The organism is Arthrobacter sp. MYb229 (assembly GCF_002975405.1).
Classification (GTDB): Bacteria; Actinomycetota; Actinomycetes; order Actinomycetales; family Micrococcaceae; genus Glutamicibacter.
Genome location: NZ_PCPS01000001.1, coordinates 1,237,774 through 1,261,180 on the forward strand (window position 1 = coordinate 1,237,774; position 23,407 = coordinate 1,261,180).

General features: G+C 61.6%; 23 protein-coding genes. 5 read left to right on the forward strand and 18 right to left on the reverse strand.

Annotation, left to right across the window (positions count from 1 at the left end; all coding sequences use genetic code 11):
• The first annotated feature begins 31 nt into the window (after window positions 1-31).
• Window positions 32-1,273, forward strand: a complete 1,242-nt coding sequence (locus tag CQ019_RS05855; protein ID WP_105552470.1) for a beta-ketoacyl synthase — start codon at window positions 32-34, stop codon at window positions 1,271-1,273.
• Window positions 1,274-1,428: 155 nt separating this feature from the next.
• Window positions 1,429-2,004: a dihydrofolate reductase family protein gene (locus CQ019_RS05860; RefSeq protein ID WP_105569133.1), complete on the forward strand. Its 576-nt coding sequence runs from the start codon at window positions 1,429-1,431 to the stop codon at window positions 2,002-2,004.
• A gap of 128 nt (window positions 2,005-2,132) precedes the next feature.
• Here CQ019_RS05860 and CQ019_RS05865 read toward each other — a convergent pair whose 3' ends face one another.
• The 5 genes from CQ019_RS05865 to CQ019_RS05885 all read right to left on the reverse strand — a co-directional run bounded on the left by CQ019_RS05865 (window position 2,133) and on the right by CQ019_RS05885 (window position 6,948).
• Window positions 2,133-2,636, reverse strand: a complete 504-nt coding sequence (locus tag CQ019_RS05865; protein ID WP_105569134.1) for a DUF3145 domain-containing protein — start codon at window positions 2,634-2,636, stop codon at window positions 2,133-2,135.
• A gap of 143 nt (window positions 2,637-2,779) precedes the next feature.
• Window positions 2,780-3,781: a tyrosine recombinase XerC gene (locus CQ019_RS05870; protein ID WP_105569135.1), complete on the reverse strand. Its 1,002-nt coding sequence runs from the start codon at window positions 3,779-3,781 to the stop codon at window positions 2,780-2,782.
• 5 nt (window positions 3,782-3,786) lie between these two features.
• Entirely contained in the window at window positions 3,787-5,037 is a 1,251-nt protein-coding gene (dprA, locus tag CQ019_RS05875; RefSeq protein ID WP_105569136.1) for a DNA-processing protein DprA, read from the reverse strand.
• A 10-nt stretch (window positions 5,038-5,047) separates the two neighbouring features.
• On the reverse strand, window positions 5,048-6,589 hold the full coding sequence (locus tag CQ019_RS05880) for a YifB family Mg chelatase-like AAA ATPase (protein ID WP_105569137.1): 1,542 nt from the start codon (window positions 6,587-6,589) through the stop codon (window positions 5,048-5,050).
• A complete protein-coding gene (locus CQ019_RS05885; protein ID WP_105569138.1) occupies window positions 6,586-6,948 on the reverse strand; it encodes a YraN family protein in 363 nt (120 codons plus the stop codon). The genes CQ019_RS05880 and CQ019_RS05885 overlap by 4 nt, the downstream gene beginning before the upstream one ends.
• 1,028 nt (window positions 6,949-7,976) lie before the next feature.
• Between CQ019_RS05885 and CQ019_RS05890 the strand changes: the two genes are divergently transcribed.
• The 3 genes from CQ019_RS05890 (at window position 7,977) to CQ019_RS05900 (ending at window position 11,090) form a co-directional block, all read left to right on the forward strand.
• Window positions 7,977-9,245 (forward strand): glycine betaine/L-proline ABC transporter ATP-binding protein, encoded by a 1,269-nt coding sequence (locus CQ019_RS05890; RefSeq protein WP_105569139.1) that lies wholly within the window; start codon window positions 7,977-7,979, stop codon window positions 9,243-9,245.
• Window positions 9,245-10,141 carry a proline/glycine betaine ABC transporter permease gene (locus CQ019_RS05895; protein WP_105569140.1) on the forward strand — a complete coding sequence of 299 codons (897 nt, stop codon included), beginning with the start codon at window positions 9,245-9,247 and terminating at the stop codon, window positions 10,139-10,141. Before CQ019_RS05890 ends, CQ019_RS05895 begins: the two co-directional genes overlap by 1 nt.
• A 64-nt stretch (window positions 10,142-10,205) precedes the next feature.
• Window positions 10,206-11,090 (forward strand): glycine betaine ABC transporter substrate-binding protein, encoded by an 885-nt coding sequence (locus CQ019_RS05900; RefSeq protein WP_105569141.1) that lies wholly within the window; start codon window positions 10,206-10,208, stop codon window positions 11,088-11,090.
• 79 nt (window positions 11,091-11,169) lie between these two features.
• On the opposite strand, the gene CQ019_RS05905 is transcribed toward CQ019_RS05900, so the two are convergent.
• The 13 genes from CQ019_RS05905 to CQ019_RS05965 form a co-directional block, all read right to left on the reverse strand.
• The gene (locus CQ019_RS05905; RefSeq protein WP_096287037.1) at window positions 11,170-11,490 is read right to left on the reverse strand and encodes a DUF2469 domain-containing protein; all 321 of its coding nucleotides are present in this window, start codon (window positions 11,488-11,490) and stop codon (window positions 11,170-11,172) included.
• Window positions 11,491-11,506: 16 nt separating this feature from the next.
• Window positions 11,507-12,214 (reverse strand): ribonuclease HII, encoded by a 708-nt coding sequence (locus CQ019_RS05910; protein WP_105569142.1) that lies wholly within the window; start codon window positions 12,212-12,214, stop codon window positions 11,507-11,509.
• A gap of 11 nt (window positions 12,215-12,225) precedes the next feature.
• Window positions 12,226-12,930, reverse strand: coding sequence for a signal peptidase I (gene lepB / locus CQ019_RS05915; protein ID WP_105569143.1), 705 nt, complete (start codon window positions 12,928-12,930; stop codon window positions 12,226-12,228).
• 157 nt (window positions 12,931-13,087) lie between these two features.
• Entirely contained in the window at window positions 13,088-13,636 is a 549-nt protein-coding gene (locus CQ019_RS05920) for a hypothetical protein (RefSeq protein WP_105569144.1), read from the reverse strand.
• A 169-nt stretch (window positions 13,637-13,805) separates the two neighbouring features.
• On the reverse strand, window positions 13,806-16,058 hold the full coding sequence (locus tag CQ019_RS18220; protein ID WP_146113329.1) for a trypsin-like serine protease: 2,253 nt from the start codon (window positions 16,056-16,058) through the stop codon (window positions 13,806-13,808).
• 400 nt (window positions 16,059-16,458) lie between these two features.
• Window positions 16,459-17,106 carry a signal peptidase I gene (lepB, locus tag CQ019_RS05930; protein WP_105569145.1) on the reverse strand — a complete coding sequence of 216 codons (648 nt, stop codon included), beginning with the start codon at window positions 17,104-17,106 and terminating at the stop codon, window positions 16,459-16,461.
• Between the two features lie 13 nt (window positions 17,107-17,119).
• A complete protein-coding gene (gene rplS / locus CQ019_RS05935) occupies window positions 17,120-17,479 on the reverse strand; it encodes a 50S ribosomal protein L19 (protein ID WP_105554629.1) in 360 nt (119 codons plus the stop codon).
• A 235-nt stretch (window positions 17,480-17,714) separates the two neighbouring features.
• Window positions 17,715-18,524: a tRNA (guanosine(37)-N1)-methyltransferase TrmD gene (gene trmD, locus CQ019_RS05940; protein WP_096287886.1), complete on the reverse strand. Its 810-nt coding sequence runs from the start codon at window positions 18,522-18,524 to the stop codon at window positions 17,715-17,717.
• Between the two features lie 5 nt (window positions 18,525-18,529).
• A complete protein-coding gene (gene rimM, locus CQ019_RS05945; protein WP_105569146.1) occupies window positions 18,530-19,060 on the reverse strand; it encodes a ribosome maturation factor RimM in 531 nt (176 codons plus the stop codon).
• Window positions 19,061-19,215: 155 nt separating this feature from the next.
• Window positions 19,216-19,455, reverse strand: coding sequence for an RNA-binding protein (locus tag CQ019_RS05950; protein WP_105554626.1), 240 nt, complete (start codon window positions 19,453-19,455; stop codon window positions 19,216-19,218).
• Window positions 19,456-19,457: 2 nt separating this feature from the next.
• Complete coding sequence (gene rpsP / locus CQ019_RS05955) at window positions 19,458-19,868, reverse strand: 30S ribosomal protein S16 (protein ID WP_105554625.1); 411 nt, start codon at window positions 19,866-19,868, stop codon at window positions 19,458-19,460.
• Between the two features lie 214 nt (window positions 19,869-20,082).
• Window positions 20,083-21,702 (reverse strand): HNH endonuclease signature motif containing protein, encoded by a 1,620-nt coding sequence (locus CQ019_RS05960; RefSeq protein ID WP_105569147.1) that lies wholly within the window; start codon window positions 21,700-21,702, stop codon window positions 20,083-20,085.
• A 70-nt stretch (window positions 21,703-21,772) separates the two neighbouring features.
• Window positions 21,773-23,296 carry a SulP family inorganic anion transporter gene (locus CQ019_RS05965; protein WP_105569148.1) on the reverse strand — a complete coding sequence of 508 codons (1,524 nt, stop codon included), beginning with the start codon at window positions 23,294-23,296 and terminating at the stop codon, window positions 21,773-21,775.
• Between the last annotated feature and the right edge of the window lie 111 nt (window positions 23,297-23,407).

Below are 23,407 nucleotides of genomic sequence, written 5' to 3' on the forward strand. Positions count from 1 at the left end.
ATTTTTACACCGCCCAGTAGAGAGTTTGATGATGGCGCGCAAAGTAGTGATCACCGGTCTCGGAGCCACAACCCCCATCGGTGGGGACGTCCCCACCCTTTGGGAGAACGCCCTCAAGGGCGTCTCCGGCGCCGCCACCCTGACCGATTCCTGGGTGGAGGAATACAACCTGCCCGTCACCTTCGCAGCGCGCGCCTCGGTCCCGGCCACCGATGTGCTTTCCCGCGTGGAAGCCAAGCGCATGGACCCTTCCACCCAGTTCGCCGTGGTTGCCTCGCGCGAAGCGTGGAAGGACTCGGGGATCGAAGAATTCGACCGCAATAAGCTGGCCGTCGCCTTCGCCACCGGCATCGGCGGGGTCTGGACCCTGCTGGACGCTTGGGACACCCTGCGCGAAAAAGGCCCACGCCGCGTGCTGCCGATGACCGTGCCGATGCTCATGCCAAACGGCCCGGCAGCTGCCGTGTCGCTGGACTTGGGTGCCGAAGCCGGCGCGCACACTCCGGTCTCCGCTTGCGCTTCGGGCACCGAGGCCATGCATGTGGGACTGGAACTGATCCGCTCGGGCAAGGCCGATATCGTCATGGTCGGCGGTGCGGAAGCCGCGATCCACCCGATGCCGATCGCCGCTTTCTCCTCAATGCAGGCGCTTTCGCGCAGCAACGACAACCCGCAGGGTGCCTCGCGCCCCTACGACATCGACCGCAATGGCTTTGTGATGGGCGAAGGCGCCGGAGCGCTGGTGCTGGAGGCCGAAGAACATGCGCTGGCACGTGGCGCGCGCATCTACGCCGAACTGGCCGGTACCTCGGTCACCTCCGACGCGCACCATATCACCGCGCCGGACCCTCAGGGCCTGGGCGCGACTCGTGCGCTGAAGGCGGCCATGTTCGATGGCCTCATCCAGCCCGAGGACGTCGTCCACGTCAACGCCCATGCAACCTCCACCCCGGTCGGCGACAAGCCGGAATACACCGCGCTGAAGGCCGCTCTGGGAGATCACCTGGACGATGTCTGGGTCTCGGCCACCAAGTCGCAGATGGGCCACCTGCTCGGCGCCTCCGGTGCCGTCGAGTCGGTGCTGACCACCTTGGCCATCTACAACCGCAAGGCTCCGGTCACGATCAACCTGGACAACCAGGATCCGGAGATCCCGTTGAAGGTCGTCACCGGCGAGCCTGCGCTGCTTCCGGCAGAAGGCAGCATCGTGGCGCTGAACAATTCCTTCGGTTTCGGCGGGCATAACGCCGTGGTGGCAATCCGCAGCGTCTAGCGACCGCTTGATTCGATGGCGGGGTGCCTCTAGTTCTCTAGAGGCACCCCGCCATCGGTGCTTTAACCACCGGTTGGCGGGGCAAAACTATTGTTCACCGCCCCCAGCGTTGTTAGGCTCGGCGGTATCGGCAACCTAGGGAGAAGGGAACTGCCATGCGCAAGCTCATCGCGACAGCGTTTGTTTCGGCGGACGGGGTCATGGAGGCCCCGGGCGGCGAACCGGGGTACCGGAACACCGGGTGGACCATGTCCAGCGTCGATTTTGATCCCGCGGCCTATGAGCTGAAGGGAGCCGAACAAGATGAAGCCGAAGCCATGCTGCTGGGCCGAGTCAGCTACCAATCCTTCAGCGCCGTCTGGCCGGATTTGACCGAGGATTTCCCGAAGTACAACGCGATGCCTAAATACGTGGTCTCCACGACACTGCACGATCATGATCTGGTGGACAACTGGGGCCAGACGCAGATCTTGCGATCTGCCGCCGAGGTGGCGCGGCTCCGTGCCGGCGATGGTGGACCGCTGATCGTGCACGGGTCCGCGACCTTGCTTCATTCCCTGCAGGAGCACCAGCTGGTCGACCGGTACCACCTGTTGGTGTTCCCCGTGCTGCTCGGCGCGGGCAAGCGGCTGTTCAGCGAGGCTTCGTTGCCGGCGCAGAAAATGGCGCTCATCGATTCGGCCGTGTATTCCAATGGCATCCAGAAGAACGTATACGACGTGGTGCGCTAACGAACGGCCAGCGGCAAACGGGACCCCGATTCACATCGGGGTCCCGTTTTATTGCGGTAACACCCCGCACCACCGGGGATTTACTCGGGAAGACGCAGTCGGTCTCCCGGAGACTTATTAACCAGTTGTTAAACCACCTGGTTGAGCCATCGAACAGGGATATCTTCACCTGCATGGCGGAAAGGTTCAAGTTCTTCGTCCCAGGCTTCGCCGAGGGCAATGGACATCTCTTGGAAGAAGACCGCCGCGTTCCCGTCGCCCTTTTCGTAGGCCCAACGGATGCGCTCTTCGCCGACCATGATATTGCCCGAGACGTCGACGGTTGCATGGAAGATCCCCAGATCCGGGGTGAAAGACCAGCGGCTGCCATCGCAGCCTTCACTTGGTTCTTCGGTGATTTCGAATCGCAGATGCTGCCAACCACGCATGGAAGAGGCGAGAGTCGCCCCGGTGCCCTGCGGCCCGGTCCAGCTAATTTCGGCGCGACGAAGTCCAGGCGCTACGTGCTGGTCGCTCCAGTCCATCTTGACCGGTCCACCCAGCACCGCCTCTATGGCCCACTCAAGATGTGGGCATAACGCGGCAGAGGCCGAGTGAATAAAGATCACGCCTCTGGTCATCGGTGCAGACATGCCATCCTCCGTTACGATGTTGATCGTCTTCCCCTACGTCAACTTCGTCGAAGTGCACTTCCTACCGACAAGTACCATTTTGCCCGAACTGTCGAGCTTTCGCCAGCTGTACCTGGAACTTCTCTTAGATTTCACCCAAATCATCAGGCACGCGGGTGCGCTTGGCGGTAACTCTGCCGCAGTCGCTCCACCGAAACGTGGGTATATAGCTGCGTGGTTGCCAAGGATGAGTGTCCCAGGAACTCTTGCACGGCACGCAGATCTGCTCCGCCGTCGAGCAAATGCGTTGCCACGGTGTGCCGCAGCGCGTGCGGACCGCTCGCCGAGGTGTCCCCCAACGATTCAAGTGCCTGTGCGATTACCTGGCGAGCCTGGCGGACATTGAGCCTGGCCCCGCGGGCCCCGACCAGCAAGGCGCCTTCCGCTTCGGGCAGTGCCACGACGCGACGGTGGTTTTTCAGCCAAGGTTCGATGACGCGCTCTGCAGGCTTGCCGAAGGGGACCACGCGTTCCTTATTGCCCTTACCCATCACGCGCAAGGTGCGCCGCTCAAAATCAATGTCTGCGATATCCAAGGACACCAGCTCGCTAATGCGCAGCCCCGAGGCGTAGAGCAGCTCCGCGATCACCCGATCGCGGGCTGAGATGGCCTGGCGTTTTTGTTCCGCCTGCCTCTCGGACTTGGTCTTCGGGATATCGGAAGATTCAACGGGCGGCTCGGCTGCCGGTCGGGAGAGCAACCGGTCGATCTGCCCGGACTGCAATACATGCGGCAGGCGCTGTTCCTTCTTCGGTGCCACCAATCGAAGCGCCGGATCCTTGGCGACAATTTTGTGCTTGAGCGCCCATGCAAAGAAATTCTTCACCGACGAGATACGCCGGGCGATGGTGGTGCGGGAAATTTGGGCCTCGTGCAGCTCCGCCAGCCAATCGCGGAGCATTTCCACACTCACCTCGTTCAGCTGCCGGACCATGCACCTTCCGGCCAGATGGCCAGCCACGAGGCGCAGGTCAATGCCGTAGGCACGCAAGGTATTCTCGCTCCGGCCGCGTTCCAGGCGAAGATAATCCAGATAGTCGGCGATTGGCTCGGCAATGGCCGCCGGGATCTGTATAGGTGCGGGGTGGGCAGGTTCGGGCTTCATCTCCTTCAATTTACCGCGTTCTTCGCCGAAACGGATCCGCGGCGCACCAACCGCCAGCGCGCCCCATTGGACTCGACCTTCCCGAGCCGTTCCAAGGCACTCAGCGCACGCAGGGTGTCCAGAATCGGAATGCCGCTCAGAGCCGAAATTTCATCCGGCACGTTTCCCTGCACGAAATTCATCACGTCGTAGATCATCGACTGCGGCCTGCTCAGCCCGTCGGTGGGCCGTGCGTCCTGGGCATCCACGGTTTCTGGCGCCGGTGGAATTGGTTCGGCTGGCACACCGATCAGCTCCAGCACATCTGCCGCGCTGGTTACCAGGGCTGCGGTACCGGCGGCGAGCAGCCGGTGGGTGCCGGCCGAGTTTGGTGAATAAACACTGCCCGGAACCGCGGCGACATCTCGCCCAAGATCCACCGCATGACTCGCGGTGTTCAGAGCCCCGGACCGGTGCCGAGCCTCCGTAACCAGCGTAAGCCTGCTGATCGCGGCGATTAATCTGTTGCGATTGAGGAATCTGAAGCGAGTGGGCGCGGTCCCCGGAGGCACCTCGGAGAGCAGCAACCCGGTGTCGATGATCTGCCCGAGCAACGTCTCGTTTCCCGCCGGATAGGGCCTATCCGCTCCCCCGGCCAGAATCGTGATCGTCGGATAGCTTGGCGCCTCCAGATCCGTGACCGAGAGCGCCGCTCGGTGGGCGCTGGCGTCGATTCCGTAGGCGCCACCCGAGACAATGGTAAATCCGCGCAGGGCCAATTTGCGTGCCAGCTCGGAGGTGATCTGGTGTCCATAGTCGCTGGAGTCTCGCGAGCCGACAATCGAAATGCAGCGCTGCGCCTCCTGCACGGCCAGCAGCTGCGGACGTCTGGTGCGCCACCATAGGCACAGTGGCTTGCCCAGACCGAGCTCATCGAGCTGGTCCGGCCAGGCTGCATCGGTCGGGGTGAGTAATCCGCCGTTAAGCGCAGAGATGCGGTCGAGTGCGTCCAACGGGTTGCTGAAGCCCAGGCGTTTGCGCCAGCGGGTGAGCGCCACCGGCAGGCTCATCGTCCGGCTTCCCGAAGCACCCTGCCCCAGCACCTCGGCCAAGGCAGTTGCCAGCCCGCCAGGTACATGGTCTTCGCGGCGAATGAGCCGCACGAGTTCGGCCGGGCTCATCAGTTGCAGCAGTCCATTGCAGGCGTAGTCGTTCGGCTCAATCAGCGTGTTGAGTTCTGCGAGGCACAACTGCTCGGGAGTGTAGGAACAATGCATGACCGATCTCCTATCGGGGCTCGAGGTTTTGCCGAAAATGCAGCGCAGCGTCCAGATCGTCCACCGTCGGCCCTTGGTGTTCTTGCTGGTCGGCTATGGTCCACGCGACACGCAGCATGCGGTCCATGCCGCGGGCCGAAAGATCCGCCCGCTCCGAGATGCGTTCCAGCGCCCGCCGAGTGTGCTGCGGGTAGTGAAGTTCTCGGCGCAAGACCTTGGCCGATAGGCGTGCGTTGCAATTCAGTCCCCAAGGCTTGAGTCTTTCGGTGGCCCGCGCACGGGCTTGCAGAACTCGCTCGCGGACCTGCGCACTGGCCTCGCCGGCATCCCGCCCCAGTAGTTGCTGGCCGGTGACCGCGTTCATGCGAACCTGGAGGTCGATGCGGTCCAGCAGCGGTCCCGATAGCTTGGAGAAGTAGCGCCGCCTGGCGTTGGGGGTGCAGGTGCACGCGGTGCCGGTTCCAAAGTTGCGTCCGCAAGGACACGGGTTGGCGGCCAAGATCAGTTGGAAACGCGCAGGCAATTGTTGATGTCCGCTGGCTCGGGCAAGGTTGATCCGCCCTTCCTCGACCGGTTGACGGAGCGCATCGAGCACACCGGCTTGAAATTCTGTGGCTTCGTCGAGGAACAATATTCCGGCATGGGCCCGGGTGATCGCACCGGGGCGGATGGCTCTGCTTCCGCCGCCGAGCAATGCCGACGCCGAGGCGGTATGGTGTGGCGCGACGAAGGGTGGTGTCCGTTGAAGTTGATTGATGCCGCCTTGCCCGCCGCGGGTAATCGAATGGATCGCCGTCGCTTCGAGCGAGTCGGGGTCATCGAGCGGTGGGAGGATACCCGGCAGGCAGCGCGCCAGCATCGTCTTGCCCGCTCCGGCCGGTCCCACCATGATCAGATGGTGACCGCCCGCAGCCGCGATTTCCAGGGCCAGCTTGGCTTCGAACTGACCGTTAACCAGGCAAAGGTCCTGGGGCGGATCATCGGCCACGGGCGCTTGTTCGGTTGGTTGGCGCCGATGCCGAAGGTAGGTGCGAATACTTTCCACCGGTGCCCCGCAAAGTTCGAGCACTTCCCCGAGGTGCTCCGCCCCGGTGACCCGCACGCCGGGGACGAGTGCCGCTTCCTGGGCGTTGGCCGCGCTGACCACCACATGCGTGTAGCCGGCGCCGAGCGCAAAGCGTACGGTGGGGAGCACCCCGGCCACCGGGCGCAAGGTGCCGTCGAGGGCCAACTCGGCTACGAAGATCGTCCGCACAGGGACGGACAACTGGTTGTCCGCGGCCAAGGCCGCGATGACGATCGCCAAGTCGAAGCCCGAGCCGAATTTCGGCAGCGTGGCTGGGCTGAGATTCACCGTGAGTTTCCGATTAGCCAAGGGAATTCCGCTGTTTCGGGCGGCGGCCTTGATCCGTTCGCGGGCCTCATTCAGCGAGGCATCCGGTAGGCCGAGAATCAGGAAGCCGGGAATGCCGTTGCCAAGGTCCGCTTCCACATCGATCAGCGCCGGTTGCACTCCGTGCAGGGCGACCGCACAGGTGCGCGCCACGCTCACGCCCTCACCTGCTCATGATGTTCGCAGCTGAACCCTGCGGCCTTGGGGTAGACCTCGACGATGTCGATACGCAAGATTCCGATGTAGCGTTGGCGGGCTTGACCCCATTGGATCAGCAACCGCTGCAGGCGCCGATACTTCCTCGGAGTAATCGCTTCGAACCCGGTGCCATAGCGTACCGAACTCCGGGTTTTCACCTCGATCGCAAGGACAAACCCGTCGGCGTCTGCCGCCACTAGATCGAGCTCCCCGGATTTGCAGCGCCAATTGCGATCTAGGATCGTATAGCCCTGTGCGGTGAGGTAATCGGCGGCGGCTTGTTCGCCCTGTGCGCCGAGAACTTGGTGTTTGTTTTTCATGACGAAGCTTTCATATAGGTCTCATGACTTGTCATTCAGCATGCGGGCGCACGGGTTCAGCGCTTGGAGCCTGGCTGCCAGTTGTGGACAATCGGTGAATTCAGGCAACTTCGATCACCGGATTTCCCGCCCCGCGAACCGATCTGCCTGTTAGATCTGTTTCTCACTGACGGCAATATCCGACTGCGGCCGCGGCAGGCAGCAATGGACCGCGCCACTTCTGGGGTCCTCGCAACGTGGTGAAACGACACCATGATGGTGCGCAACTTTCATGGAATAGCAACCAACCAGGGAATTCTTGATCATCGCATTCCCTCAGGACTCTCCATCGATACAAAACTCGCCCACGGGATTTAACGCCCGTACATGTATCTATAAAACATTCCTACTCACCACCGCTCTTACTGATATTTGATAAATTCTCCCATCCAATTTCGGTCGCTCGACCGCGAAAAATTGGGCACTTGAAATACGTGCTCCCCAGAAACTTCGTTCCTCGAAATAGCCCTCATGAAAGCTCCAAATCCACATGAACCAATTCTTCAAATTCGCAAGATTTCAATTGACCCAGGGCAAGGTGAGCCTGACCCGCGAAGGTGGGATACCGCTTGATTCGGGCACTGCTCGAACCACAGCATCCAGACTCAAGCCACTACATAGGACTATTAAAGATAGGTTCACTTATCAGTTTTTGACTCCGGGTCTATAACAATTGGGTAACGTGCGATTCAGCGCCTAGAATCCGCGATAAGTTGAGGTTTTAGGAGCATGATATTGGAGGATTTTGCACTTAGCCAGAGAACTATTCTCCGGCAATTTGTTAGTGTGGATATCCGGTCTCGACATGCAGTTTGTGTCGACCAAGAATAAAAGAATCAAGGACCCTGCACGAGCTGAAGGCTTACTTCGGGCCGTGCAAGCAAGAAGCGAGTGCCAGCGATCTTTAGTTCGAGGATTCGACTGCTGCGACCGCGGCTTGTGGTCCCCAATCGGCCCGTGCCTTCACAGGTAGACGGGCAGTGGAGACAATGACCAGCAACATCGCCGTCAAGGTCGAGAACTTGTATAAGGTCTTCGGTCGCAAACCGCAGGAAGCGGTGAAGAAGCTCAAAGCCGGTACGAAGCGGCAAGATCTGCCTGCATCGAACACCGCAGCCGTCATCGATGCCTCCTTTGAAGTCAAAGAAGGCGAAATTTTCGTCGTCATGGGCCTCTCCGGCTCGGGCAAATCCACGCTGATCCGCACGCTGAATGGCCTGTGGGACGCTACCTCGGGGCAGATCACCGTCGGGGAAGACAAGATCACCGGGATGTCCGCCGCGAAGCTGCGCGAGGTGCGGAGAAAACGCGTTTCGATGGTTTTCCAGCACTTCGCCTTGCTGCCGCACCGCTCCGTGTTGGCCAATGTGGCCTACCCGCTCGAACAGCAAAGCGTGGGCCGGGCCCAACGGCTGTCCACCGCCGCAAAAACCTTGGATCTGGTCGGATTGACCGGCTGGGGCGACAAGATGCCCAGTGAACTATCCGGTGGCATGCAGCAGCGCGTAGGCATCGCCCGAGCGCTGGCTGCAGACACCGAGCTGCTGCTCATGGACGAGGCGTTCTCCGCCCTTGACCCGCTGATCCGCCGCGAGATGCAAGAACAGCTGGTTCAGCTGCAAGCCAAGCTCGGCAAGACCATCGTGTTCATCACTCACGATTTGAATGAGGCAATGTTCCTCGGGGACCGGATCGCGGTGATGCGCGACGGGCAGATCGTCCAGGTGGGCACCCCGGAGGAAATCCTGATGGATCCGGCCAACGACTACGTGGCCCAATTCGTGCAGGATGTGGACCGCGCCCGCGTGCTGACCGCCTCCTCGGTGCTCGAGCCGACCAGGGCGGTCATCCAGGAGACGGCCGGGCCGCGCAATGCCTTGCGCACCATGCACGAGATGTTCCTCTCCGCGGCGATCGTCACCGACCGGGACCGCAAGGTGCTGGGCATGATCACCGACCGGGACGCGCTGAAGCTGGTACGCCAGGGCGAGACTTCCATCGTCTCGAAGATCCAGCCGCTGGAATCGGTGAACCGCGACACGCAGCTGATTGACCTGTTCGTTCCCTCGGTGGAGTCCCCCTTGCCGGTGACCGTCACCGATAGCGAGAACCGCTTGCTGGGAGTGATCCCGCGGGTGACGCTGCTGGCGGCCCTGGCTTCCACTGCCCCACCGACCGAAGAAATGACGGTGCTGGATCAGCCGCTGCCGGGCAATGTTGTCAGCGCGGCCCTGCAGGGCGCCGGGGAGGAAAACTAATGGACGACTTTATTATTCCGGTAGGAGATGCCGCCGAAAAGGGCGTCGACTGGGTCGTAGACAATATGGGCCCGTTCTTCGATTTTCTCCGCGCGGTCTTTGTGGAGATGTACGACGGGGTCTACTACGTGCTGGGCACCCCGCACTTCTCGATCATCATCGCGTTGGTGGCGCTCATTGCGCTCTTCGCCCGCGGCTGGCAGTTCATGCTCGGCGCGGCGCTCGGGCTGGTTTTGATCGTGGGCATGGACCAATGGGATAACGCCATGGTCACCTTGGCTCTGGTGCTGGTGGCAACCTTCTGGGCGCTGCTGATCTCGCTGCCGCTGGGAATTTGGGCGGCGAAGTCGCAGACCTTCTCCCAGATCGTCCGGCCATTTTTGGACTTCCTGCAGACCATGCCGGCCTTCGTCTACCTGATTCCGGCGCTGATGCTCTTCCGCGTCGGCGTGGCCCCGGGCATCGTGGCCACCATCGCCTTCGCGCTGGCCCCCGGCGTGCGCTTTACCGAACTGGGCATCCGCTCGGTGGACCGCGAAGTGGTCGAGGCCGGGCAGGCCTTCGGCTCCTCCTCCGGGCGCATCCTGCGCCAGATCCAACTACCGCTGGCGCTGCCGACCATCATGGCCGGCGTCAACCAGGTCATCATGCTCTCGCTGTCCATGGTCGTGATCGCCGGCATGGTCGGCGCCGGCGGCCTCGGCGGCGACGTGATCGCCTCGCTGGGCCGGCTGGATACCGCGCTGGGCGTCGAGGCCGGTCTGGGCGTGGTGATCCTCGCGATGATCCTGGACCGGCTGACCAATGCCTTCGGACGGCAGTCCGGGCTCTTCGCCTGGTTCGCCAAGCGCCGCAAGGCCGCAGCCAAGGCGAAGGAACAAGAACTCGCGGCCTGAACCCCGCGCCGAACCACCAATGAAACCGGCGGCTTAGCCCGCCACCCCGAAAGGAAACACGCACATGAAACGCAATTCCCTCAAAGTCGGAGCGGTTCTCGCGGCCAGCGCACTGGCGTTGACCGCCTGCGGCAACGACGGCGGCAGCGAAGCCGCCGGAGAAGACAAGAAGCTGAATATCGCGGTCTTCAACGGCTGGGATGAAGGCATCGCCAGCAGCGAGCTGTGGAAGGCGGTGCTGGAGGAGAAGGGCTACGAGGTCGAGCTGACCAACTCCGACGTCGCTCCCCTCTTCCAGGGCCTGTCCTCGGGCGACTACGACCTGACCACCGACGTGTGGCTGCCGGTCACGCACGCCTCCTACCTGGAGGACTACGGCGATGACATCGAGGATCTGGGCGCGTGGAACACCGAGTCGCGGCTGACCGTAGCCGTCAACGAGGACGCGCCGATCGATTCGCTGGACGAGTTGGCGGCGAACGCGGACAAGTTCAACAATCGCATCGTGGGCATCGAGCCCGGTGCCGGACTGACCGAGGCCATGAATGAGGCGGCCATCCCGGAATATGGTCTGGACGATATGGAATTCCTGACCAGTTCCACCTCCGCGATGCTCACCGAGCTGGAAACCGCGACGAAGAACAACGAGAACATCGTGGTCACCCTCTGGGAGCCGCACTGGGCGTACAGCGCATACCCGGTGAAGAACCTGGAAGACCCGAAGGGCTCGCTGGGTGACGCCGAAGGCATTCACACCTTCAGCCGCGCAGGCTTCGCCGATGACCACGCCGAGGTGGCCAAGTGGATGGGCGACTTCAAGATGGATCTGGAGACCCTCTACGACCTGGAGAACCTGCTGTTCGTCGAGAACGACACCGATGACTACCAGCCGCTGGTCAAGCAGTGGATGGAAGAGAACCGCGAGTTCGTCGACGGCATGACCAGCTAACCCACGCCGCGTTAGCCGTTTTGCGCACGAAGGCTCCCAACCAGTTGCTGGTTGGGAGCCTTCGGTGCATTCGGTGCGTTTAGCCCTGCAGCCCTTCTTTGGGGATCTGCAGTTCGTCGCGGTTCAGCTCCTCGACGTTCACATCCTTGAAGGTCAGCACCTTCACGGTCTTCACGAAGCGGCCCTGGCGGTAGATATCCCAGACCCAGGCGTCGGTGAGGTTCAGTTCGAAGTACACCTCGCCGGAGTCGGTCAGGGTCTTCACATCGACCTGGTTCGCCAGATAAAAGCGGCGTTCGGTTTCCACCACATAGTTGAATAGCCCCACCACAGCCTTGTACTCGCGGTACAGCTGTAATTCGAGGTCTGATTCGTAGTTTTCGAGGTCTTCGGCAGCCATGGTTCGTCCTTTGTCTCTAGGTTTTACCTTGGGCCTTTTCGGGCTTGGAAGTCAAGTTCCAACTTTTCCGGTGCAATGCGCAGGGGCCAAGTTTTTCGATTGCCGCCCGATGCGTGGCGGTGGCATAGCCCTTATTGATTTCCCAGCCGAAGGCCGGATGCTCGGTGGCGGCCTGGACCATGATCCCATCGCGCTCCACCTTCGCCAGGATCGAGGCGCCGGCGATCGCCTGGCAGGTCATATCTCCCTTGATGATGGTGCGCACCGGAATGTGCAGTCCCACCGGTTCGCGGTCATCGTCCAGCAGGTCGAAAAGATCTTGCTCCGGCGCGGTGAGCCAGTCGTAGCTGCCGTCCAAGAGGATCGCCTCCGGGGCCACGGCGCTCTGTGCGACCGCGCGGGTGCCGGCCAGGCGCAGCGCCCCGGTAACCCCAAGCTGATCGATCTCCGCGGCGCTGGCATGCCCCACGCCGTAGCCGAGCGCCCATTCGCGCACCGGGGTCACAAGTTCTTCGCGGCGCGCGGGGGTGAGCAGCTTCGAATCGCGCAGTTCGGGGAATTCGGTCACGTGCTGCATGTCGATGACGCTGACGCCCACCGTGATGGGGCCGGCCAAGGCGCCCCGGCCCACCTCATCCACCGCGCCGATGAAGCGCACGCCGTGCTCGGCCGCCAGGGCCCGCTCGTGCTCCAGGGTTGTGGGCTGTGCCTTTGCCGTTGCCATGGGTCAGGTTCCTACTTGCTGCCGGCGTCGGGGACGTTGGCGAAGACTTCTTCGTGGGTGTCGATCCCGCCGATTCGATTCAGCGGCCAGGAGATGACCGAGGCACGGCCCTGCACGGACTCCAGGTCCACGAAGCCGCCTTGGACATCGACGTGGAAGCGCGAGTCGGCGCTGGCGCCGCGGTGATCGCCCATTACCCAGATCTTTCCCTCCGGGACCGTCACCTGGAACTTGATATCGCTCGGTGCGTCGCCCTCGAAGATGTAGGATTCGTTGATGGGTTCGCCGTTGATGGTGAGCTTGCCATCGGAGCTGCAGCATTCGACGGTGTCCCCCGGCATGCCGATGATGCGCTTGACCAGGTACTGTTCGTCGGCGGCCGGCAGCACGCCAACCCAGGACAGCGCGTTCTCGAAGGCGGTCGGATCGTTCTCCAGGGACGGCAGCCACTGCAGGTCGTCGCGGAAGACCACCACGTCGCCGCGTTCGAGATCGAACGGGCCGGGGGTCATCAGGTTGGCGAAGATGCGGTCGTTGATCTGCAGCGTGTTCTCCATCGACCCCGAGGGGATGTAGTACGCACGGAAGAAGAACGTCTTGATGAGCAAGGAGAGCGCAATAGCAATGACGAGTATGATCAGCACTTCTCGTACAAATCGCCAAAGCCGGTACAACGGGCCCCGCGTTGGGGGTACTTCTGCGGATTCGGCGCTCACGTTCGGTTTCTTACCTTTCACTGTCTTGCAATAGTTCTCATCTTACTTGGCGCGCAGGTCGTTGCGCCGGAGGCCAGCTCAGCGTGTAAAAATCGCGGCTTAACGCGCAAAGCCGGCCAAGCATCAGGTGTGCTTGGCCGACCTTCAACGCAACCGGTTAATTGGCGCGGGTGGCGATGCCGCCGCTCTTCTGGTATTCGACCGGGATGCCGCCCAGTGGCTTCTCCGCTTCCAGCAGGGTCTTGATTTCTTCTAGGTGGCTGGAATCCACCGACAGGGTCAAACCACCGATTTTCGGATTCAGGGTGTAGCCGTGGATCGAAACGTTCAGTGGGGCTTCCAGCCCCGCCTGCCACTTCATCACGTCCTTGATGGCCTGGCGAAGGTCATCGGCGGAGTACTCAACTAGGTGCGGCTCCGCACCGGCTTCCTCGATGGCCTTCATCTGGCTTTCGTCGGTGGTCGACACGTTGAGCTTGCCGTCTTCGATCCAGCCCTGCACATAGTCCTCCCCCAAGGTGGCGGACAATGCGTCATTGGTTTCTAATAGTGCGTTTTGGTCCACAACATTCTCGCTGCCGGTAGGTTCAGTAGTTCCTTCACCGCTCGTGGAGGCCTGCCCGCAACCGGAGAGCATGAGCCCTGCGACGACTGCGGTGGATGCCAGTGCAAGTGAACGACGAGCTGATGGGGATTTGTAGATCATGGTACTACCGCCTCAAGGTCATTAGGATCACCTAGGAAGATGATAACTGGACTTCTGCAAAGTATTCGGTGAGGCACATGTGTGCCAAGTGAAAGTGCCCCGCAACCGTTGCCGGTAGCGGGGCACTTTCGGGTCGTGGCCGAAGCTACAACCGTTTAGGGATTATCCCTTAGCTGTGGCGACGGTTTCCGCGGCGGAACAGCAGGAACATTGCGCCTACGAGAGCCAGGGCTCCACCAGCGGCGATCAGCGGAACGGTGCTGGAACCGGTATCGGCCAGCGGGTCCTTCTTCTCAGGCGACTTGGTTGGAGTCTGGTCATCCTTTGGAGCCTCGGTTGGCTCTTCGGAATCATCCTCGGTTGGAGTTGGCTTAGCCGTCTCGGTTGGCTTCTCCGTTGGAGTAGCCGACTCGGTTGGCTTCTCCGTTGGAGTAGCCGATTCGGTTGGCTTCTCCGTTGGAGTAGCCGACTCGGTTGGAGTAGCCGACTCGGTTGGAGTAGCCGACTCGGTTGGCTCCTCAGTTGGAGTAGCCGACTCGGTTGGCTCCTCAGTTGGAGTAGCCGACTCGGTTGGCTCCTCAGTTGGAGTCGCGGTTGGCTCCTCAGTTGGAGTCGCGGTTGGCTCCTCAGTTGGAGTCGCGGTTGGCTCCTCGGTAGGAGTTGGGGTCGGCGTCGGAGTTGGCTCCGGAGCCGCAACGAGTACCGAACCGGTTGCATTGCCCGACTTGTTGTAGCCGTTCACTGCGGTCATGCGGAAATTGAACTCGCCTTCTTCTGCAGGTGCAACGAAGGTGAAGGTTCCATCTGACTTGACGTCAGCGAGCTTGTACAGCTTGCCGTCAACAACGATACGAACCTGGGTGCCGGCCGAAGGGCCTTCAACAGTACCGGTGATGGTTGCGCCTGGCTTGACTTCAGCGCCAGCTGCTGGCGAGCTCTGAGCCGGGGTGTTTACAGCGAACTTGACGGTGTAGCCACCGGTGTAGTCCTTTGCCTTGACGTCAGCCAGCGAGGTGTAGAAAGCGAGATCGTCGGCGTTGTCTTCGATACCGTCTTCACCGCCGGAGTTTGCCGAGTTGATGCCAACAGCCTTGTTGCCAACGAGCACTGCTCCACCGGAGTCGCCCTGGTCCAGAATGCCCTGGTTAGGGTTCTCAGCGGTGTAGCCCCAGACGGCACGAATGTCATCATCGTAGCCGCCGACGAAGAACATGCCTTCGCCGAGAATGGTCGAGCAGCTCCAACCGGTGGTGCGACCCACCGAGCAAGCCTCGGAACCAACGGCAGCCTTCGAAACGCCGGTTACCTGGATAACCTTCGAACGCTCATCGGCGCCAGCTGGCCACTGCGTTACTTCGTTGTGCAGGGTCAGTTCAGGGTTGATGTCGTCAATGACTGCGATATCGGTACCTGGCTCGGCCTGATCCAGCTCATCCTGGGTCAGGTCCGGGGTGATCGGAACACCGTAGTTGTTCGGTCCACCGAACTGGCTGAACCCAAAGGTACCGAGCGCAGCGCTGATGCCTTCTACTTCATTTGGTGCGGTGTGTTCAACGACGAAGGTGTTCTTGAATGCGCCGTCTTCGGTGCAGTGCCCTGCGGTCAGTACTGCATCGGCGCCCTCTGGGTTCCAGGCGTTGAAGCCGATGGAGCAGAGGCCTTCAACATTGTCGCCGGTGCGCGCTGCGCCGTAGCCCATGCCACCGTAGATGTCGGTCAGGGCGCCAGGCTTTACCTCGCTACCCTCCACGAGCTTCACATTGGTTGCTTCTTCGGCGAACTCTTCCAAGGTCAGCAGTTCTTCTTCTGCTGCCTTGGTGGCCGTGGCCTTTGGCGTAGCCTTCTTCTCGATGCTGGCTGGCCCGCTTGCAACGATTTCGAACGGCTTACCGCTACCGGTATTCATGATGGCGGTCAGTCGAGTCATTTCGACTGGTGCAACATTGTCGCGAAGTTCGTCGTAGACGTCATTCACGTTGGAGATCTTGCCGACCTCAGCGTTGATCTTCAGGCTGACAGCCTTAGGAGCTGCGCTTGCGACTACAATTTCCTTGGCTTTCTTGGCATCTTTAGCGCCAACTTCAACCTCGGCCTTGCCGTCTTTGACGCTGGCCTTGACCTTTACGCCTTCGGCTTCAAGCTTCTTGGTGACCTCGGCAACGGTGTCGTTTGCCTTTGCGTCTTCAAGGTACTTCTCCGGCGACTTGTTCAAGTCGCGCTCGATAGCCTCGTCCAAGCCCTTGGTGTCTACTGCGACATCCGAGGCAGATGGCGTAACGCTCGGGCTCTGCGAAGGTGCCGGAGTGCTTTCAGCCTTATCGGCTGCGACTGCGGGAGCAATGAAGCTACCGCCAACCACCAGTGCGGTGGCTGCGGCAGCGACAATGCCGCGCTGCGCAGTCATGTTCTTTGGTTTTGGCATTAAAGCTTCTCCCAGTTAAGTGGTGCGATCGCTTGAAGGTCGCGACCCGGTCTGGGCGCACTTCAGAGCAGTGTGTTGTTACCAAATTGAAACAATATCGGCTTTACAGAGGGAGTTTCAAGGAGCGAGTCCAACAAACGGAGATATTCACTCGAACATTTACCCTTGTCATTCCACCGCCGAGGGATCTTCTTTTGAATCAATGCCGAACCAAGGAGATAGTTTAAGATTGCATTTCGGTTACTTACCGCTAGTCAACTAAGTGCGGGCTGAGAATTCGCAATGAATTCTCAGCGGTCTCGGAAAAGCTTGTATTTTCAAGCATTGGTTGCACGGGGGTATTCGCGCTGGGTGAAAAGTTTTTAAAGTTTTTCGACTGTTCGGGGATGTTGCGGGCTTATTACTCGATATCGGTGCGCTGATCCAGCGGCCAAACAATCTGCGTTGCCTTACCGACGACCCGATCGACACTGATCATACCGCCGCCACTTGATCCGAGCAGGGCCCTGGAGTCTTCAGACCTTGACCGGTGATCCCCCATAACCCACAATCGCCCCTCGGGGACGACCCCGATGAATTCTTGTTCGCTGGCCGCATCTCCTTCATATATATACGGCTCGTCTGTCGGCACACCGTTGATACTGAGCTTCCCATCCGAGCCGCAGCAGTCTACCGTGTCACCGCCAACGGCAATCACGCGTTTAATGTAGGTATTTTCGGTCCCGCTAAGGCGCAGCGCGCCGAGCAGGTCATCGGCGAAGGATGCGCGGGCGTATGGAAGAAATGAACCGCGGCCGTCGAAGACGATTACATCTCCGCGTTGCGGATCTGCGTGGGCATAGGCGCGACGGTCGACCATGACGCTTTGCCCGGGATTAAGCGTGCTCTGCATCGAGATGGACTCGATGCGGTAGACATCCAGCACCAGTGCGCGGATGAATAGGGTGGCGATAAGGCCACAGATGACGGCGAGAACAACGAAGCGCCAGACCCAAAACCAGGTCCGGCGCTTCGTGATTGCTCGCTCGGGGCTAGCAATCTCGTTCATCAGAGAACAGAGATTACTTCTTGCCGCCGAAGTCGCGCTTCTCGCGGATACGCGCAGCCTTGCCGTGACGATCGCGCATGTAGTAAAGCTTTGCACGACGCACGTCGCCCTTGGTCACTACCTCAATCTTGTCGATGATTGGGGAGTGAACTGGGAAGGTACGCTCAACACCGGTACCGAAGGAAACCTTACGCACGGTGAAGGTCTCGCCCAGGCCGGAACCGTGGCGACCAAGGACGTAGCCCTGGAAAACCTGAACACGCGAGTTCTTACCTTCGATGATGTTGACGTGAACCTTCAGGGTGTCACCCGGAGCGAAGGCTGGAACGTCGGAGCGCAGCGAAGCTGCATCTACTGAGTCAAGAATATGCATTGTGCATCCTCTAGGATCAATGCCACAGGTCACCGAATCCTCGTAGCGGAGCTCATCAACCGATAAGGCGATCTCTCCGAAACGTGTTACCACCGGCAGCCTGTCGCTGCCGATGCGGCGGTTTTTCCGTGTCCCTCATCCCCCTGTGGCAGGAGTAGGACAAAAACACACCAAGAAACAATTTTGCCATATTCTGCCTAGGGGCGCGAGTATGCGCACCCGGCTCGATGGTGATCTAGGACTCTTTAGCCCAGTCCAGCTCCGATTTTGCGATGATTTCTCCGTCGACAACGGCGAATCCAGAGTGCCAGAGAGCATCGCGATCCTTGCGGTTCAGCTTGCTCGCATCGAGCAGTTGGATGAGATCCGGACGGCGAGTGGCGGTACGGCGAATCTGTTCGTCGCGGCGGAAGCGGGCCACCCGTGCGTGGTTGCCGCCGAGCAATACCTCCGGCACCTCGCGGCCGCGCCAGGCGGCAGGCTTGGTGTAGACCGGGTATTCGAGCAGCACATCCGAGTGGGATTCTTCGACCAGGGATTCCGGGTTGCCGATCACTCCGGGGATGAGTCGGGCGATGGCCTCAACCATGACCATCACCGCTACTTCTCCCCCATTGAGCACATAGTCCCCGATGCTGACGGGGATGACGGTGAAGTTCTCGTGCGCGTATTCGATGACGCGCTCGTCGATTCCTTCGTAGCGTCCGCAGGCGAAGACCAGGTGCTCTTCTTCGGCGAGGTCATAGGCCATCTGCTGGTCGAATACCGCTCCGGCCGGGGAAGGAACGATTAAGATTGGTTTGCGATCCGCCGGGGCCGAAGCACGCACGGTGTCCAGCGCCTGGCCCCATGGCTCGGGCATCATCACCATGCCGGCGCCGCCGCCGAAAGGGGTGTCGTCGACCTTGTGGTGGCGGTCGGTGGTGAAGTCACGCAGGTTGGTGACGTTCAAGTTGAGGATTCCGCCCTCGCGGGCGCGGCCGATCAGCGATAGATCCAGCGGTGCAAGGTACTCCGGGAAGATGGAGACTACGTCGATGCGCATAATGCTTACTTTTCTTCCTCGGAATCGTCCTGGTTCAGCTGCAGCAGCCCGGCTGGCGGGGTGATGGTCAGCGTGCCGGCTTCCAGATCAACGTCGGGGACAAATTCGTCCACGAACGGCAGGTAGATCTCCTCGCCATTGTTGTCCTCGAAGACCAGGAGGTCTTGGGCCGGGTTGGTGCGCAGCGCGGTGATCACGCCGACCTGCGTGCCTTCGTGCATCACCTTCAGATCGAGAAGCTCATGCTCGTACCATTCATCCGATTCGCTTTCTTCCTCGCCGGTGACCTCGATTTCGAGGCGTGCCTGGCGCAGGGTTTCTGCGGTGTTGCGGTCCTTGATTTCTTCGAAGGCGACCAAAAGAATGGTTTTGTTCCAGCGCGACTTGCTGACGGTCAAGGTTTTGACCGGACCGTCGATGACGTGGAGCACCTCGCCGGGTGCGAAACGTTCATCTGGGACGTCGGTGAGGACCTGAACGGTCACTTCGCCACGGATTCCGTGGGGCTTGCCGATACGTGCTACCTGCAATCGCATAATCTGGTGATCATTCTCCTTGGATTCACGGGACGGTGCCACGCGCTGTGGTGCCAAAAGCTGGCGGGTGAAACACGAGAAGGAGTTTCCGCCCTGTTGAGCGGAAACTCCTTCTGTGGTGAGATCAGCTTGCGCCTGACCTCAAAGTTGCTTGGCTAGCGGCTACGATCGGTGTCGATAACATCAACACGAATCGGCTCCTTAGCCAACGCTGCCATCACGGTACGCAGTGCCCGTGCGGTACGTCCCTGGCGACCGATCACACGACCGAGATCATCCGGGTGCACACGCACTTCGAGCAGGTCGCCGCGGCGGTTGGACTTCAGGGCAACCCTGACGTCTTCCGGTTCCTCGACTACCCCGCGAACCAAATGGTCCAGCGCATCGGCAAGCATGATTACTCGGCCTCGGTGGCTTCAGCTTCTGCCGGCTCGGCAGCTGGCTTCTCGGCCTTCTTGGTGATGGCCTCCTTGAGGATCACCGAACCCTTTTCAGGAGCAACGAATGCAGGCTTAGGCTCGGCAACCTGGTAGGTGCCTTCCTGGCCTTCGATGCCCTTGTGCTTCTGCCAGTCACCAGTGATGGTCAGCAGCTTGTGTACCTGCTCGGTTGGCTGGGCGCCAACGGAAAGCCAGTACAGTGCACGCTCGGAATCGATCTCGATGATCGATGGGTTCTCGGTTGGGTGGTACTTACCGATCTCCTCGATGGCACGGCCATCGCGCTTGGCGCGCGAGTCCATAACAACAACGCGGTAGAAAGGTGCGCGCATCTTACCGAAGCGCTTCAGACGAATCTTTACGGCCACTTTAGTGGTCTCCTGTTTCTCAACATGGGCGAGCCAAACGTTTCGCGCCTGTGGGGCAGGCCGTACTAGTTCAACTCTAAAAAAGGACAGGATCTATCACGGAGAGAGGGTCCACAATAAATCGAGTACCTTCCAATCATGCCAGAGACTCACAAGCGATACCAACTCAATCTTTGTGGGATGCGCTACTGAGCCGGCTACTCCCGGGCTCGGGTTAGGCGACGGCAGAGAAGTAGCTATTGCGCCGCGGTATTTGCGCCGGGTCCAGATACTTGGGCAGCAGGATGTGCGGCAGGCTATCGACCATGGCAATTCTAAGCAATCTTCGATGGATTGCCGTGTGGTGCTGCCGGCAGAGCACCGCGCAGTTTTCCACGCAGGTCTTGCCGCCGCGTTCCCACCAGTTGCAATGGTGGTATTCGAGCATTTCATGCGGGGCCGTGCATCCGGGGACGATGCACCCGCGGTCCCGGGCGAAGGCAGCTCGCTTGATCGGCTCCGGGAAGAGCCGCTGGGATCTGCCGACATCGAGCACCTGGCCGTTGCCGCCGAAGACGATCGGGATGATCTGGGCATCGCAGAGGAGCTGGCGAAGTTCGCCGGGGTCGAGTTCCACACCGTGCGCGGTCAGCCCCTTGGCTTGGGCCAGGTCTTCGAGGTTCTGCGCCTGCATGTTCACCAGGATCTGCGGGGTAACGGTCTTGGCGCCCGGTGCCGAGTGGGTCAGTGAGGCGAGCAGCGCGTTCAGGCGGCGCTGGGCCACCGTGACCTGGTCCGCTTCGGCCGCATGGTCCGCGGCCCCTGTTGGTGCCTCCGGGCCGGGAGTGGGATTTCCGGCTGACTCGGGTGCGGAGGCTTCATGCTCCGCCGGGATCTGCGCCCACGCCGGGGCGGGCCGATCGCTGTCGAATAGCGTTTCGGGGGCCGGTTCGGGTGGGTTGGCGGCGCGCGCTGCTTGGCCGCTTCGGGTGCGCGGGTTGTCCGCCTGTCCGACAAATGAGCGGAATTGCTCGGCTTGGGCTCCTTTGACGCGCACCAGATAGGTATCCACCCCGTTGCGGGTGCCGCGGCTGAAGAACCCGCATTCGGGCTCGGTGGCCTGCGCGTGGGCTTTGCGGTAGCCGGCCAGCAGGTCCGTGAACTTCTTTTCCCCGGTGGCGCGGTCTTCTTCGGTGAGCAGCTTGACCGCATGAGCCTGCATCGGCCGTCCGTCTCGGTGCGTTGCCACCGGGTCCAGTGGCGCGCCCTCGAAGCTGGTATCTGCCGGTTCCAGCTGCTCCAGGCTGCGGGCGGTTTTGGCGACGCGTCGCGGGTCGAGGCTTTCATGCCCGGAATGCAGTGTTGCGAGCTCTGCGAAGCGCGGCGACAGTGCGCTGCCGTCCATATTGCGCCGGGCCACCAGCAGGTGGGCGTCGTTGATCCGCCGGTCCGCCTCGTGGAAGTCCAGCCCGAGCCAGCCGGCGGTGAACCCGGCGGCATTCCGGTAGGGGGTGCGTCCGGATTCCTGGCGCGCCGGCCGGGAGTAGTCTGCCCGGTGGTCGCGGACCGCGCTCAGCTCTTCTTCGGCGAGCAGATGCGCGCCGGTTCCCTCGCAGTGGGCCGCCGCGCGAAGTTGCTCGCGCACGGCGTAGCGGAAGATGTTTTCGATGCACAGCGCGTGGGCGGCGGCCACGCGCGGGTCCGTTGATTCGCGCAGCCGGACCGAAAGCTTCTGCAGCACCTCCAGGCACAGCTCCATGACCTCGAGGAGCACGGCGATGGCGCCTTGCGGGATGCTCCCGGTCACGAATTCACGCAGTCCGGTCAGTCCGGCCGCTAGCTGGGAAATACTCATGCAGCCATCATCACGCCATTTCCGGCTGCGCCCCGCGGGCGCCGACGGGCTGTGGAGAACTTCGGCCGGGCTAGTGCCCGCCGCCGAGCTTGCCGCCCAGGCGTTCGCGCATCTTCAGGCTCGCCGCGTTCAGCCCCTCGATTTCCACGGTCTTGCCGTACTTCTCGTACTTCGCGCCGATGGCGTCCAGCGCGGCGCTGGTGGAGGCGTCCCACAGGTGCGAGTTGTGCATGTCGATGACCACGCGGTCCGGATCCTCGGCGTAGTCGAACTGGGTGTAGAGGTCGTTGGAGGAGGCGAAGAACAGCTCCCCGTTGACCTCGTACTTGGCGATCTGCACCCCGAAGTGCTCCTCCAGGCGGCGTTCAACGGTGACCAGGTGGGCCACCCGGTTGGCGAAGAGCACCATCGCGGTGAGCACCCCGACACCCACGCCGATGGCCAGGTTGTGCGTGGCGACGGTGACCACGACGGTGGCCAGCATGACGGTGGTTTCGCTCTTGGGCATCATGCGCAGGGTGGCGGGCTTGATGCTGTGCCAGTCGAAGGTGGCCACCGATACGAAGATCATCACGGCCACCAGCGCGGCCATCGGGATCAGCGCCACGATGTCGCCCAGGACCACCACCAGGATCAACAGGAACACCCCGGCGAGGAAGGTGGAGATGCGGGTGCGCGCCCCGGAGGCCTTGACGTTGATCATGGTCTGCCCGATCATCGCGCAACCGCCCATGCCGCCGAAGAAGCCGGTGATGATATTCGCCGCGCCCTGCCCCCAGGACTCGCGGGTCTTATTCGAGCGCGTGTCGGTGACGTCGTCCACCAGCTTGGCGGTCATCAGGGATTCGAGCAGGCCGACGAAGGCCATGGCCAGCGCGTAGGGGAAGAGCACCTGCAGGGTTTCGAGGTTCAGCGGCACATCGGGGAAGAACAGCGCCGGCAGGGATTCGGGCAGCTGACCCTTGTCCCCCACGGTGGGCACGGCCAGCGAGGCCAGCACGGTGATCAGCGTGAGCACCACGATGGCCACCAGCGGGGCCGGGACGGCGGTGGTGAGCCTGGGCAGGCCGAAGACGATGAGCAGGCCCAGGGCCACCAGCGGGTAGACCAGCCAGGGCACGCCGAGCAGTTCGGGCACCTGGGAGAGGAAGATCAGGATGCCCAGGGCGTTGACGAAGCCGACCATCACCTGGCGCGGGATAAAGCGCATCAGCTTGGCCACGCCGAGCAGCGCGAGCAGCACCTGGAAGATGCCGGCCATGATCACCGCGGCGATGAAGTAGTCGATGCCGTGGCTGGCCACCAGCGGCGCGATGACCAGCGCGATGGCGCCGGTGGCCGCGGAGATCATCGCCGGCCGCCCGCCGAGGAAGGCGATGGACACCGCCATGGTGAAGGAGGCGAAGAGCCCGAGGCGCGGATCCACCCCGGCGATGATGGAAAAGGCGATGGCCTCGGGGATCAGCGCCAGGGCCACCACCAGCCCGGCGAGCACCTCGGTCTTGAGCAGCCGCGGGGATTTGAGCGTGCGCAGCACCGATTGGCGCTCTTCCGGCGTGGGAACCGGGGGTGCTGCCGTGGTTTTTGTCGCCATTACCGGCTCCGTTCAGGAAAGGGGGCGAGCGCGGTGGCACCGCGTTGCATAGAATCAGTGGGGTGTGCGCGGCCCTGGCCTCGGGCAGACCAAGGCCGAGACCGGGAATGG

What these genes read in the sequence shown, in the direction of transcription:
- CQ019_RS05855 (WP_105552470.1), top strand. Translation starts at nt 32, where the DNA reads ATGGCGCGCAAAGTAGTGATCACCGGTCTCGGAGCCACAACCCCCATC.
- CQ019_RS05860 (WP_105569133.1), top strand. Translation starts at nt 1,429, where the DNA reads ATGCGCAAGCTCATCGCGACAGCGTTTGTTTCGGCGGACGGGGTCATG.
- CQ019_RS05865 (WP_105569134.1), bottom strand. Translation starts at nt 2,636, where the DNA reads ATGTCTGCACCGATGACCAGAGGCGTGATCTTTATTCACTCGGCCTCT.
- CQ019_RS05870 (WP_105569135.1), bottom strand. Translation starts at nt 3,781, where the DNA reads ATGAAGCCCGAACCTGCCCACCCCGCACCTATACAGATCCCGGCGGCC.
- dprA (WP_105569136.1), bottom strand. Translation starts at nt 5,037, where the DNA reads ATGCATTGTTCCTACACTCCCGAGCAGTTGTGCCTCGCAGAACTCAAC.
- CQ019_RS05885 (WP_105569138.1), bottom strand. Translation starts at nt 6,948, where the DNA reads ATGAAAAACAAACACCAAGTTCTCGGCGCACAGGGCGAACAAGCCGCC.
- CQ019_RS05890 (WP_105569139.1), top strand. Translation starts at nt 7,977, where the DNA reads ATGACCAGCAACATCGCCGTCAAGGTCGAGAACTTGTATAAGGTCTTC.
- CQ019_RS05895 (WP_105569140.1), top strand. Translation starts at nt 9,245, where the DNA reads ATGGACGACTTTATTATTCCGGTAGGAGATGCCGCCGAAAAGGGCGTC.
- CQ019_RS05900 (WP_105569141.1), top strand. Translation starts at nt 10,206, where the DNA reads ATGAAACGCAATTCCCTCAAAGTCGGAGCGGTTCTCGCGGCCAGCGCA.
- CQ019_RS05905 (WP_096287037.1), bottom strand. Translation starts at nt 11,490, where the DNA reads ATGGCTGCCGAAGACCTCGAAAACTACGAATCAGACCTCGAATTACAG.
- CQ019_RS05910 (WP_105569142.1), bottom strand. Translation starts at nt 12,214, where the DNA reads ATGGCAACGGCAAAGGCACAGCCCACAACCCTGGAGCACGAGCGGGCC.
- CQ019_RS05920 (WP_105569144.1), bottom strand. Translation starts at nt 13,636, where the DNA reads ATGATCTACAAATCCCCATCAGCTCGTCGTTCACTTGCACTGGCATCC.
- CQ019_RS18220 (WP_146113329.1), bottom strand. Translation starts at nt 16,058, where the DNA reads ATGCCAAAACCAAAGAACATGACTGCGCAGCGCGGCATTGTCGCTGCC.
- lepB (WP_105569145.1), bottom strand. Translation starts at nt 17,106, where the DNA reads ATGAACGAGATTGCTAGCCCCGAGCGAGCAATCACGAAGCGCCGGACC.
- rplS (WP_105554629.1), bottom strand. Translation starts at nt 17,479, where the DNA reads ATGCATATTCTTGACTCAGTAGATGCAGCTTCGCTGCGCTCCGACGTT.
- trmD (WP_096287886.1), bottom strand. Translation starts at nt 18,524, where the DNA reads ATGCGCATCGACGTAGTCTCCATCTTCCCGGAGTACCTTGCACCGCTG.
- rimM (WP_105569146.1), bottom strand. Translation starts at nt 19,060, where the DNA reads ATGCGATTGCAGGTAGCACGTATCGGCAAGCCCCACGGAATCCGTGGC.
- CQ019_RS05950 (WP_105554626.1), bottom strand. Translation starts at nt 19,455, where the DNA reads ATGCTTGCCGATGCGCTGGACCATTTGGTTCGCGGGGTAGTCGAGGAA.
- CQ019_RS05960 (WP_105569147.1), bottom strand. Translation starts at nt 21,702, where the DNA reads ATGAGTATTTCCCAGCTAGCGGCCGGACTGACCGGACTGCGTGAATTC.
- CQ019_RS05965 (WP_105569148.1), bottom strand. Translation starts at nt 23,296, where the DNA reads ATGGCGACAAAAACCACGGCAGCACCCCCGGTTCCCACGCCGGAAGAG.